Annotated in this window: 12 protein-coding genes; 5 read left to right on the top strand and 7 right to left on the bottom strand. The window is 71.1% G+C overall.

Translation table 11 applies throughout. The features are described 5' to 3' along the window. Positions 1–2,299, bottom strand: a 2,299-nt coding sequence (locus ACRDTB_RS24315; protein ID WP_431433846.1) for an ATP-dependent helicase, incomplete at its 3' end; no start/stop codon positions are given. Between the two features lie 63 nt (positions 2,300–2,362). Between ACRDTB_RS24315 and ACRDTB_RS24310 the strand changes: the two genes are divergently transcribed. Together ACRDTB_RS24310 and ACRDTB_RS24305 are read left to right on the top strand one after the other, a co-directional pair. After that, positions 2,363–2,650 carry an MGMT family protein gene (locus tag ACRDTB_RS24310; RefSeq protein WP_431433844.1) on the top strand — a complete coding sequence of 96 codons (288 nt, stop codon included), beginning with the start codon at positions 2,363–2,365 and terminating at the stop codon, positions 2,648–2,650. Positions 2,651–3,313: 663 nt separating this feature from the next. Next, a complete protein-coding gene (locus ACRDTB_RS24305; protein ID WP_431433842.1) occupies positions 3,314–4,123 on the top strand; it encodes a hypothetical protein in 810 nt (269 codons plus the stop codon). A gap of 468 nt (positions 4,124–4,591) precedes the next feature. On the opposite strand, the gene ACRDTB_RS24300 is transcribed toward ACRDTB_RS24305, so the two are convergent. Both ACRDTB_RS24300 and ACRDTB_RS24295 read right to left on the bottom strand, forming a co-directional pair. Then, positions 4,592–5,581 (bottom strand): pirin family protein, encoded by a 990-nt coding sequence (locus tag ACRDTB_RS24300; protein WP_431433840.1) that lies wholly within the window; start codon positions 5,579–5,581, stop codon positions 4,592–4,594. A gap of 27 nt (positions 5,582–5,608) precedes the next feature. After that, complete coding sequence (locus ACRDTB_RS24295; RefSeq protein WP_431433838.1) at positions 5,609–5,854, bottom strand: sirohydrochlorin chelatase; 246 nt, start codon at positions 5,852–5,854, stop codon at positions 5,609–5,611. A 120-nt stretch (positions 5,855–5,974) separates the two neighbouring features. Between ACRDTB_RS24295 and ACRDTB_RS24290 the strand changes: the two genes are divergently transcribed. Both ACRDTB_RS24290 and ACRDTB_RS24285 read left to right on the top strand, forming a co-directional pair. Then, the gene (locus tag ACRDTB_RS24290; RefSeq protein ID WP_431433836.1) at positions 5,975–6,127 is read left to right on the top strand and encodes a hypothetical protein; all 153 of its coding nucleotides are present in this window, start codon (positions 5,975–5,977) and stop codon (positions 6,125–6,127) included. 18 nt (positions 6,128–6,145) lie between these two features. Continuing rightward, positions 6,146–6,439, top strand: coding sequence for a hypothetical protein (locus tag ACRDTB_RS24285; protein ID WP_431433834.1), 294 nt, complete (start codon positions 6,146–6,148; stop codon positions 6,437–6,439). Here the strand turns inward: ACRDTB_RS24285 and ACRDTB_RS24280 are convergent. The 4 genes from ACRDTB_RS24280 to ACRDTB_RS24265 form a co-directional block, all read right to left on the bottom strand. Beyond that, positions 6,426–7,214 carry a TIGR02569 family protein gene (locus ACRDTB_RS24280; protein ID WP_431433832.1) on the bottom strand — a complete coding sequence of 263 codons (789 nt, stop codon included), beginning with the start codon at positions 7,212–7,214 and terminating at the stop codon, positions 6,426–6,428. The two genes, ACRDTB_RS24285 and ACRDTB_RS24280, sit on opposite strands and share 14 nt — an antisense overlap. A gap of 76 nt (positions 7,215–7,290) precedes the next feature. Beyond that, entirely contained in the window at positions 7,291–8,469 is a 1,179-nt protein-coding gene (gene moeZ / locus ACRDTB_RS24275; protein WP_431433831.1) for an adenylyltransferase/sulfurtransferase MoeZ, read from the bottom strand. 98 nt (positions 8,470–8,567) lie between these two features. Next, positions 8,568–9,590, bottom strand: a complete 1,023-nt coding sequence (locus ACRDTB_RS24270; RefSeq protein WP_431433829.1) for a DUF3152 domain-containing protein — start codon at positions 9,588–9,590, stop codon at positions 8,568–8,570. A 52-nt stretch (positions 9,591–9,642) separates the two neighbouring features. After that, a complete protein-coding gene (locus ACRDTB_RS24265; protein ID WP_431433828.1) occupies positions 9,643–10,638 on the bottom strand; it encodes an alpha/beta fold hydrolase in 996 nt (331 codons plus the stop codon). Between the two features lie 119 nt (positions 10,639–10,757). Here ACRDTB_RS24265 and ACRDTB_RS24260 point away from each other — a divergent pair, with 119 nt between their 5' ends. Next, on the top strand, positions 10,758–11,408 hold the full coding sequence (locus tag ACRDTB_RS24260) for a TetR/AcrR family transcriptional regulator (RefSeq protein WP_431433826.1): 651 nt from the start codon (positions 10,758–10,760) through the stop codon (positions 11,406–11,408). Positions 11,409–11,421: the final 13 nt, after the last annotated feature.

Genomic DNA, 11,421 nt, shown 5'->3' with positions numbered 1-11,421 from the left:
GCGGGGAGGTGCCGTCGCAGACCGCGCGGCGCAGCTCCCCCACCAGGTCGGCGAGCACGAGCGCGCGGCGGGGGCCGCCGAGCCGGGCCGGGCGGGCGGCCTCCTCGACGTCACCGCCGGCGATCTCGGAGAGGAACCGGGACGGCTGCTCGTCCTCGCCGCGGATCGCCGACAGCAGCAGCGTGTGCCTGGCCCGGCTGGCCGCGACGAGCAACAGCCGGCGCTCCTCGGCGAGCAGCGGCGCGGTGGCGGACAGCTCCACGCCGTCCACTCCGGACAGCAGGTCGGTGAGCCGCTCCACGCCGAGCAGGGAGCCGCGCAGCCGCAGGTCCGGCCAGGTCCCCTCCTGCACGCCGAGCACGGCCACGACCGTCCACTCGCGACCGACGGCGGCGTGCGCGGTGATGACCGAGACGGCTTCGCCCCGCTGCGCGGACGGCGCCAGCGTGTCGCCCACGATCCGTTGTGCGGCAAGGTATTCGGCGAATCCCGTGACACCGGCCCCGGGCAACCGGTCGGCGTAGCGGCCGGCCGCGTGGAACAGCCCGACGATCGCGTCGAGGTCGCGGTCGGCCTGTGCGCCGAGCGGGCCGCCGCGCCGGGACTGGGCCACCCAACGTTCCTCCAGGCCACTCTGCTGCCACACCAGCCACAACACCTGCTCGATGCCGGCATGCTCGGCGATGGCCTGCCGCGCGGTCGCCAGCAGTCCGCCGACCCGGTGCACGCTCGCCGCCTCGGTCTCGTCCAGCGCGGCCAGCTTGTCGCCGTCATCGAGGACCTCGACGAGCAGGTCGTCGCTCGGCCGGTCGCTTCCGGCCGCGAGCTCCAGGCGGCGCAGTCCCCGGCGGAGGCGGCGCAACGCCAGTGGGTCGGCGCCGCCGAACTGGCTGGACAGCAGCATCTCCGCGCGAGCGGGGTCGAGCAGGTGCGGGTCGGCGGCGACGCGCAGCAGCTCGAGGAACGGCCGGACGGCGGGCTGGCGGGCGAGCGGCAGCTCGTCGGCGTCGGTGGTGACCGGGACGCCGGCGGAGGCGAGCGCGCGCTGCAGGACCGGCACGGAGCGGGTGGCGGAACGGACCAGGACGGCCATCTCCGACCACGGCACGCCGTCGATGAGGTGGGCACGGCGCAGCTGGTCGGCGGCCCAGGCGGCCTCGGCGGCGTCGGTGGCGTGCAGGCAGACGGTGACCCGGCCGTTGTTGCGGGAGTTCTCGACGCGCGGCTCGGTCGTGTCGAGGGTGGGCCGCTGCGGTGCGGCACCGGGCAGCCGGGTTGCGAGGCGGGCGACGGCCTGTCGGACGGCGGGCGCCAGACGGTGGGTCTGGCGCAGCACGACGGTGCCGCCGTCGGGATGGGTGTCGCCGAGCAGGCGGGGGTCGGCGCCACGGAAGGAGAAGACGGCCTGGTCGGGGTCGCCGGCGAGGACGAACTCCTTGGCGGCGAGGCCGAGCCGGGCGAGCAGGCGGTACTGCAGCGGGTCGAGGTGCTGCGCGTCGTCGACGAGCAGGTAGCGGACCCGGTCCCGCTCGCCGGCGAGCAGGTCGGCGTCGGTGTCGAAGGCGAGCAGGGCGCTCGCGACGAGCTCGGCGGCGTCGAGCGCGGGAGCGGACTCCTGGGCCACGCCGTCGGCGCCGGCGAGCAGCGTGACCTGCTCGTACTGCCGGGCGAACGCGCCGGCGGCGACCCACTCGTCCCGCCTGGCGTCCCGGCCGACCTTGATCAGGTCCTCGGGCCCGAGCCCGCGCTCGGCGGCGCGCAGCATCAGGTCGCGCAGCTCCTCGGCGAACCCGGGCACGGCCAGCGCCGGCCAGAGGCGGTCGGGCCAGTAGTGGGCCTCGTCCTCGACGTCCCCGGCAAGCAGCTCGCGGACGACGGCGTCCTGCTCGGGCCCGGACAGCAGGCGCGGTCCGGGGACGTCGCGCATGGCGGCCTGCAGGCGCAGGACGGAGAAGGCGTAGGAGTGCACGGTGCGGACCAGCGGCTCGCGGACGGTCCTGACGGCGTCCTCGCCCGCGGTCAGCAGGCCGCTGATGACCTGGCGGACCTCCGTGGCGGCGCGCCGGTTGGCCGTGACCACGAGGAGCTGGTCGGGGTCGACGCCACCGCGCCGGATGCGGTCCGCGGCGACCTCGGCGAGCAGGGTGGTCTTGCCGGTGCCGGGCCCCCCGAGCACGCGGACGAAGCCCTCGGCTCCGTCGAGTACGCGCTGGGCCGCGGCATCCCACCGGGAGGGCCGTCGGGGTGCCACCGGCCGGCGCACGAGCCGGGGGGCCGGCTGCTTTGCGGTGGTGACCACGCCGACGATGAAAACACGGCGGACCGACGTTCCCGGTACCGGCACGCCGTCATACTTGGCGGCGTGGACGAGGCGCTGCACGAACGGGTTCGCGAGCTGGTCGCGTCGATCCCGGCGGGCCGGGTGTCCACCTACGGCGACATCGCCGCCATGGCCGGGGCCTCGACGCCCCGCCTGGTGGGCCGAATCCTCGGCGAGGACGGCCACGACCTCCCCTGGCACCGGGTCCTACGCGCGAACGGCACGCCTGCCCCGCACCTGGTCCACCACCAACTGGAGCTCCTGCGAGCCGAGGGCGTGCTGGCGGACGGGCAGCGAGTCAGCATGCGCGAGTACCGCTGGCGCCCCTGACCCGGCCCACGTGCTCGCCCGACCGCAACTGTCGGTGCTCGCCGGTAGACTGGAAATCGGGGGACCCGAGGCGGTTGTCCACAATGCCAACGGATGTCCACAGATCTCCTCGGCGCCACCTGAACTGTCGGTCCCCACCAGTAGATTTGAAATCGGGGACCCCCGCCGGGTTATCCACAATTCCGGTAGCTGTCCACAGGTCCGCATGAGCACGCCAGGACTGTCGGTCCCCACCGGTAGGCTGGAAATCGGGGGGACCCCCCTGGGGGCGGTAATCCATAGGCTTTGGCTTGGTGGCGCGGTTTTGTCGGTGCGCGTCGGTAGGCGAGCAGTTACTTTTCCGGGCGCGCCTTGCTGCACTTGTCGGCATCACCGCCGAGCTGGATGGGCACCCTGGCGCACTGGGGCCGCACCTCGCGACCGTGGGCGAACCGTCTTGAGCCCACATCGAGCCGCAAGATCCACCGGCGATTGACTTTCTGCCCAGTGCGCGACCTCGGCACGACGAATCCTGTGCCAGCCGCACAGAATTCTCAGCTCAGCTTACTCATCGTGACGCAAAGGAACGCTAATTTCAGACGAACTTGATCTTGTAGTAGAGTGCGCGTTCATACAGCGACTCAACGGTTGAGCCTTATTGGGGAAAGGTTTGTTGGCTAGCGCATGGACCCCGCGATTCTAATTGCTGGCATCGGAACACTGATAGCCATTGCAGCTTTGGCGTGGCAAATTGTCATATTCGTGCAGGGTCGACGCACGCGAATTTCGCTCCGAGTGAACCCTGTTGTCTCGCCGGACAAGAAGTCATGGACGATAACGGGCACGGTCATCAACAGGAGCCATAACCCGGTGTATATCCGGCGAGTGCACCTGGTTCACTCGCGGTACCCCACGTGGTATGTGGATCTTCGCCCACGCAACGATGAAGAGGCACCTCTAAAGATGGAGCCTGGCTCGGAAATTACCTACGTGGCTGACGGCGACGATGCCATTTCGACACTCGGTGAGTTGAATGAATGCATCTGCGTGGCTACCACATCCCACGAGAGAACCTTTACTTCGCTCCTTAGGTCAAAGGATAACAAATTTGAGACCATGTGCCTCGTCGCATCGCTCATGGTCGACGATGGTAGCGGCTCGCCCGCAAAGTTTCCGTGGTCCGTGGATGACGTGATCTCAAAGACGGGTGCTCGACTGCTGCACTGGAAGCTCAACTTCATGGTGGCCCAAGGCTGGGTAGAAGTAAGAATTGAATCTGACGGAGAAGAACATTACTACCCAACGGCTGAGGGTGACCGGATAGCTGCGACGGGTGTCCTTGCGCCTGGCGTCGACATAGACGGCATATTCGGAGGATCAGGCGAATCTCACAACCGTGGACGCTGGGAGCAAATACGGTTGAACCGTCGCGCCAAAAGGACGACAAGAGCCATCATGCGGGACCTTACCCGAAAGAAGAAGCAGCAGAAGTAGTCCGCGATATCCCTAACGGAACGTGTCTGTCCAGGACAGTTCGGGTGAGCTCGTGGTGGCCGTGAGGATGCTCATCACACAGCTGCCCCCTGGCGGGTGCTCGTGCATCGTGGCGACGGCCTATCGCCGACGGCGATCTGATCAGGGAGGCGACGGGGAGCAAGGGAGTTCTCACCGTGACCTTCCCTGCCCAGGTCTCCCCCGTTTACCTGGGGAAAGGCGGTCCAGGGATCCCAAGAGGGGTTGCCGCCCGACACCGGAGAAGCGCCGTTTGCTGGGCAGCGTCCGGGCTCCCCCACCGTTGAGACGGTGCGCGTGTGCGCCAGGACGCGCCAGCACATCCATGTGTGCATGTACATGTCGAACAAGCAGGTGAGCCCGGAGGCCGGTCCTAGACGTGACTAAAGCGCAGGTCAACGCTGTGTCATCAAATAGCCTGTAGCCGGGCCGGAGGCCACGCCCGCTACCTCAAATCGACTCGTCGGCCGCCGTGCGGTGGGCCAGGTGTTCGGCGGGGATCTGGCCCAGCCGACCCGCCTGGAAGTCCTCGAACGCCGTGATGATCTCCTCGCGCGTGTTCATCACGAACGGGCCGTACCGCGCCACCGGCTCGTTGATCGGCAGGCCGCCCGGCACCAGGATCTCCCAGCCGGTCGGCGAGTTCGCCGGCTGCGTGTCCGCCGCCTGCATGGTGAGCGCGTCGCCGTGCGTGAAGACCGCCAGCTGGCCCTCCTCGATCGGGCGGCGGTCCGGCCCGACCGTGCCGCGCCCGGACAGCACGTACACCAACGCGTTGTAGTCCGCCGGCCACGGCATCGCCAGGCGCGCACCGGGGCTGACCGTCGCGTGCAGGTACGTGATCGGCGTGTGCGTCACGCCCGGCCCGTCGTGCCCGGCCAGCGAGCCGGCGATCACCCGCACCAGCGCCCCGCCGTCGTCGCTGGACAGCAGCGTCGCGTCGCGGGCCTCGATGTCCTGGTAGCGCGGGGTCGTCATCTTCTTCGCGCGCGGCAGGTTCACCCACAGCTGCACGCCGTGGAACAGCCCGCCGTTCGCGACCATGTCCTGCGGCGGCATCTCGTTGTGCAGGATCCCGGCCCCCGCGGTCATCCACTGCGTGGCGCCGTCGGTGATGAGACCGCCGCCGCCGATCGAGTCGGTGTGCTCGAAAGTGCCGTCGATCATGTACGTCACCGTCTCGAACCCACGGTGCGGGTGCCACGGCGCGCCCTTCGCCTCGCCCGGGCCGTACTCGACCGCACCCATGTGGTCCAGCAGCAGGAACGGGTCGGCCAGCGCCAGCTCGGCCCCCGGGAACGGGCGGCGGACCTGGAAGCCCTCGCCCTCCAGGAAGCGCTGCGCGGTGACGATCCGGCCGACGCCGCGCCACCGGGTGTCGGGCACGGACGGGTCGGGCAGGCGGGGCAGGGTCAACGTGTCCGCGGTGATGGCCGGCATGACGCCTCCTTGGTGAGGTCCTACAGCCTATGCTCGCACCAAGCTAGTTGCACGTTCAATTATTCCAGCCCGGTACCGCCGCACGACGAGGTCCACCACCAGCGGGTGCGCGCCGAGCGGTTCGGCCACCACCGCGGCCCCGCTCCGCACGGCGAGCCCGTGGAAGAGGCCGGGCGCGAGGAACCACGACGCCACCGCGCACCCGGGCGCCACCTCGCCGATGCGGGGTGATCCGGTCGCGTAGCCGACCCGGACCGGGCCACCGGTGAGCACACCGAGACGGGCCGCGGCGCGGTCGACGTCGGTACGGCGCGCGGGTCGGAGGAGCCGGCCGCCGCGAGGACGACCGGCTCGCCGCGCAGCCAGCCGGCGTCGACCGGCACGCTCGCGGTCGTGTTCACGCTCGACGCGGGCGATCGGGTGGTCCGGCCGCTCCACACGCTGCCGGTGATCTCGCTGCTCGGGGTGCTCTGCCTGCTGGTCGCGCTGTTCGCCGCGCTCGCCCTGCTCGGGTGGGGCACGCTCGGGGCCACCCGCCGCCGGTGAGTGGGCCTGCGTGGCGCTGTGGGTGGTCGTGGTCGGCCTCGGTGCCTGGCCGGCTGGGGGTTCGCGGCGGCGGCGACGTTCGCGGGCGATTTCTCCCTCGGCGCCCAGCTGACCCTGGCCTACGTGGGCGGCGGGCTGCCGTTCGCGCTCGTCGCGGCCATGCTGCTGCGGCCGCCGGGGGCCAACGCGGCGGCGCTCGGGGTCACGGTGGTACTGCTGCTGACCGGCGTCGTGATCATGGACGGCGAGCCGCTGGAGGCGTGCGCCGAGCTGCTGTGGCGGCTCGTGGGTCCGCGGGTCACAACTCCGTGACGTGGTGCGCGGCGCTTTCGAGGCCACGCAGGGACTGCTCGGTGGAGTGCGGGTGCAGGGCGTGCACGGCGAGGCGGAAGAGCACGGCGTGCAGCAGGGCCTGCGGCCACTCGGGCAGGTGCGACCAGCGGCGCAGGATGGCGTCGTCGGCGCCACCCCAGGCGAGCGCGTCGACTACGACCACGGCGGCGGCCCACTCGGCGGGCCGGTAGTAGCAGGTGAAGTCGGTGATGCCGGGCGCGGCGTCGCCGTCGAAGAGCACGTTGCCGAACAGGTCGCCGTGCACGACCTGCGGCCGCAGCCCGAGTGGCTTGCGGGAGCCGATGAGGACGTCGAACAGCCGGCCGCCGAGCGCGGGGTCGAGCGGCGCGTCCTCGACGCCGGCGGCGGCCCGGTCGGCGATGGCGAACACGTCGGTGCGCGCGCCGAGGAAGCGGGGCACCGGCACGTCGGCGGTGGCCTTGTGCAGCCGCAGGGACGCGGCGACGACCTCGTCGTAGCGCGGCTCGGGCCACCCCTCGAGGTGCCGGAACGCGGCCCAGCCGCCCACGACCCAGCGGCCGTCGCTGGCCCGCACGGGGCGTCCGATGCGCAGCTCGGGGACCTGGAGGTCGCCGAGGGTCTGCGCGACCCAGGACGCCTCGGCCGGGTTGGTGATGGGGCGCAACGCGATCTCGCCGCACCGCCACTGCGGCCCGGCCTCGATGAGCTCCGGCTCGATCTCCTTGACACCGAAGGCCGCGCGCACATGCAGGGGCGGTGGGGACGCACTCACGACACCGCACGCTACCGGTTCGCGGCCCGCCGGATGGACGGACGGCGGGCCGGTGTGCCGCGGCGGGCCCGGATCGTCAGTAGGTCGGCAGGCTGGGGTCGACGTCGCGTGCCCACCCGAGCACGCCGCCGCCGACGTGTACCGCGTCGCGCAAGCCCGCCTTGTGCAGTGCGGCCAGCGCCTCCGCCGACCGGCCGCCCGACTTGCAGTGCAGCACGATGGGCTTGTCCTGCGGCAGCTCCGCCAGCGCCTCGCCCGACAGGATCCGGTCCTTCGGGATCAGCACCGCACCCGGGATGTTCACGATCTCCCACTCGTGCGGCTCGCGGACGTCGATCAGGGCGAAGTCGTCGCCGCGGTCGAACTTGTCCTTCAGCTCGCGCGGGGTGATCGTGTGGCTGGCCGCCGCCTGCTGGGCGTCGTCCGACACGACACCGCAGAAGGCCTCGTAGTCGATCAGGCCCTCGATCGGCTTCGACTCCGGGTCCTTGCGGATCCGGATGGTCCGATACGACATCTCGAGCGCGTCGTAGACCATCAGCCGGCCCAGCAGCGGCTCGCCGATGCCGGTGATCAGCTTGATCGCCTCGGTCACCATCACCGAGCCGATCGACGCGCACAGCACGCCCAGCACGCCGCCCTCGGCGCACGACGGCACCATGCCGGGCGGCGGCGGCTCGGGGTAGAGGTCCCGGTAGTTCAGGCCCTGGCCGTTCGGCGCGTCCTCCCAGAACACGCTCACCTGGCCCTCGAACCGGAAGATCGAGCCCCAGACGTACGGCTTGCCCAGCAGCACGGCCGCGTCGTTGACCAGGTAGCGGGTGGCGAAGTTGTCCGTCCCGTCCAGGATCAGGTCGTAGTCGCGGAAGATGTCCAGCGCGTTGTCGGAGGTCAGCTGCTCCTGGTGGAGGTTCACCGTGACGAACGAGTTGACCTCCGCGACCGACTCCTTCGCCGACAGTGCCTTCGGCTTGCCCACGTCGGACTGGCCGTGGATCACCTGACGCTGCAGGTTGGACTCGTCCACCACGTCGAAGTCGACGACGCCGAGCGTGCCGACCCCGGCCGCGGCCAGGTACAGCAGCGCGGGACTGCCGAGCCCACCCGCGCCGACCACCAGCACCTTGGCGTTCTTCAGCCGTTTCTGACCGTCCACCCCGACGTCCGGGATGATCAGGTGCCGGCTGTAGCGGGCGACCTCGTCCTTGGTCAGCTCCTCGGCCGGCTCGACCAGCGGCGGCAGACTGCCTGCCATGGCTCCTCCTCGACGCGCGTACCCATGTATCCCCAGTCTGCTCAGGTCAACGCTTTCGTCCCACCCGGTCTTCCGCGGCTCTCACATTCCGGGACGGCTCAGCGCGCCTGCGGGTTCGGCCACGGGTTGTACCGGCAGGTCTTGCCGTCGGCCTCGACCGGGTCGACGTAGCCGGCCCTGTTGTTGAGCCGCGCGACGTAGTCGTTGGCGACGCCGAACGACTGCTGCATCATCACCGGCGCGAGGCCACCGTCCTTGTCGCAGCCCGCGTGGTCCTCGCCGAACGCGTGGCCGATCTCGTGGTTGATCGCGTAGATCCGGTAGTTGCCGATGTCGCCGCCGAACGCGGTGGCGCCGCGCACCCAGCGCGCCAGGTTGATCATCAGCCGGCCCTGGTCCCGCCGCCAGCACGACGACTCGTACTTGATCGAGTAGCCGCAGTACTCGTTGCGGTGCACGGTGTCCGGGGTGGACAGGCTGATCCGGATGTCCGGGTCGTCGGCGTCCTTGTCGACCCGCTGCACCGACACCTGCCCGGTCCCGGCCCAGCTGCGGGGATCGGCGAGCGTGGCGTCGACGAGCGAGGCGAAGGAGTCGTTGCCGCCGTAGGGCTTGAGGTCGATGCCCTGCTCGACCTCGACCGTGTAGGTGAACAGCTCGCCGCCCTGGCCGACGCGCTCGCCGCGGCCGCGCAGGATGTCCCAGGCGCCCCTGCCGGACTTCGCGTACGGCGCACCCTTCGGCAGGTCGGCGGTCGGGATGTTGAGGTTCGGCGGCACCGCGGGCTGCTCGCTGACGTTGACGTTCACGCCGTCCTCGCCGGGCCGCGGCGGCGCCTGGTCGGCCGCGGCCTGCCCGGGCTCGGCGGTCTCGCCGGCCTGCTCGCGGTTGGTCTGGATGAACGCCAGCACGGTGATCGCGATCAGGACGGGGATCGCGTAGATCCGCCAGCCGTAGGTCGACAGGACGCCCCGCAGACCACGCTTGCGCGGGCGGCGACGTCTCCTCCGTGCCTCACCGCGCGCCGGTTGGTCGGTGGGTCGCCAGGACGCCGCGAGAGGTTGCGCCGGGGGTCGGCGCGCCCCGGCACGGTGCCGTTCCTGGGTCGCCCGCTTCGTCACGGCAACAAGGGTGCCACATTTTGTCCGCGGCGCCCTCCGCCAGGTGACGGGATCACCACTCACCCGCGGCGGACCGCTCCCACATGCCGAGCACCGCGCGGGCCACCGTGCCCGGCCGTTCCATCTGCGCCACGTGCCCGGTGTTGGGCAGCACGAGCAGCCGGCCGCGGGGCAGCAGCAGAGCGGTCCGCGGCGCCTTGCGGACCGTGACCAGCTTGTCCTTCGCGCCCCACACGACGAGCGTCGGCACGGAGATCGTCGGCGCGATCCGCCACAGCGAGCGCGACCGCGGCGCGAGCCAGGTGCGGAACAGGCCGACCGTGCTGCGGGCGAGCGCCGGGTTGGACCACACGAGCCGCTCGCGCTCCTCGAACTCCTCCCTCGCCTCACGCTTGCGGGACTCCGGAATCCGGTCCGGCTCCGCGAAGCACAGGTCCAGCAGGCGCATGACCCGCCGGTCGACGTCCTCGCGGGCCATCCGCCGGCGCACCGCCGGGCCGATCACCGGCAGGTAGGCGACCGCGAGCCGCGGGTCCGACATCCGCGACAGGTACGGGCGCAGGTCCGGCACCGCGGGCGAGATCAGCGTCAGGGTGCGCACCAGCTCGGGGTGACGGGAGGCGACGAGCATGGCGATCGCTCCGCCCATCGAGTTGCCGAGCAGGTGCACCGGGCCGGCGTCGAGACCGTCGACGAACCGCGCCACGGTGTCCGCGTGCGCGGGTATCGAGTAGTCGAAGTGCCGCGGCGGCTGGGTGCGGCCGAACCCGGGTAGGTCCACGGCGACGCCCGGCACGCGGGTGGCGAGCTGGCCCGCGAGGTCGGTCCAGTTGGTCGCCGACCCGCCCAGACCGTGCACGTAGACCGCGGTGGCCCCGGTGGCATCCGTGTCCACGGTGCCCGGGGTGTGCCGCACGTGCAGGGTCACCCCGCCGGCCGTCTGGTCCTCGCCGGGCCAGGGCGGGATCGACATGTCCACCGGTGGCAGCTCGGCGTCGGAGAGCGGGACGTGGGTCAGCGGGGGCCGGGTCGCGGAGCTCGTGCTCATCGCTCCAGTATCCGTGACACGATCCGTGACACCTCCGACCGTCGCGGACGACCGTTACCCACGAGTAGTGTCATATCACCCGCACGGACCGGTAATCCTGGCTCTGGAGGAGAGGCGGCATGTCGGAGACGATGCAACAGGGCGGCCTCGCCGGGCACGCCCAGGCGAGCCGGGCGGCGCGGCTGCCCCGCACGGCACGACGGGCGCAGCTGCTCACCGCGGCGCAGGACGTGTTCGCCGCCAACGGCTACCACGCGGCCGCGATGGACGAGATCGCCGAGCGAGCCGGCGTGTCCAAACCCGTGCTGTACCAACACTTCCCGGGCAAGCTCGAGCTGTACATGGCCCTGCTGGACATGCATGTCGACGAGCTGATCGAATGCGTGACCGACGCGATGGAGTCCACGACCGACAACAGGGCGCGCGTGCGGAACGCGGTGAGCGCGTACTTCGACTTCGTGGACCGCGAGAGCCAGGCGTACCGGCTGGTGTTCGAGTCCGACCTGCAGGGTGAGCCGGCCGTGCAGGCCGCGATCGACCGCGGGACCGAGACCTGCGTCCGCGCGATCACGGCGACGATCACCGCCGACGCGGGCCTTGACGAGCAGCGGGCGTCGCTGCTCGCGGTGGGCCTGGTGGGCATCAGCCAGGTGGCGGCCCGCTCGTGGCTCGCGAACAACCGGACGATGGCCAAGGAGGAGGCCGTCGCGCTGATCTCGACCCTGGCGTGGAAGGGCATCGGCGGCGGCTTCCCGCTCCAGAATCCCTGACACGGGTTGGGCC

The organism is Actinophytocola sp., from assembly GCF_050699935.1.
Classification (GTDB): Bacteria; Actinomycetota; Actinomycetes; order Mycobacteriales; family Pseudonocardiaceae; genus Actinophytocola.
The sequence above is the reverse complement of the archived record's forward strand: the minus strand, read 5'-3'. Positions and strand labels throughout refer to the sequence as shown.

What these genes read in the sequence shown, in the direction of transcription:
- ACRDTB_RS24305 (WP_431433842.1), top strand. Translation starts at nt 3,314, where the DNA reads ATGGACCCCGCGATTCTAATTGCTGGCATCGGAACACTGATAGCCATT.
- ACRDTB_RS24300 (WP_431433840.1), bottom strand. Translation starts at nt 5,581, where the DNA reads ATGCCGGCCATCACCGCGGACACGTTGACCCTGCCCCGCCTGCCCGAC.
- moeZ (WP_431433831.1), bottom strand. Translation starts at nt 8,469, where the DNA reads ATGGCAGGCAGTCTGCCGCCGCTGGTCGAGCCGGCCGAGGAGCTGACC.
- ACRDTB_RS24265 (WP_431433828.1), bottom strand. Translation starts at nt 10,638, where the DNA reads ATGAGCACGAGCTCCGCGACCCGGCCCCCGCTGACCCACGTCCCGCTC.
- ACRDTB_RS24260 (WP_431433826.1), top strand. Translation starts at nt 10,758, where the DNA reads ATGTCGGAGACGATGCAACAGGGCGGCCTCGCCGGGCACGCCCAGGCG.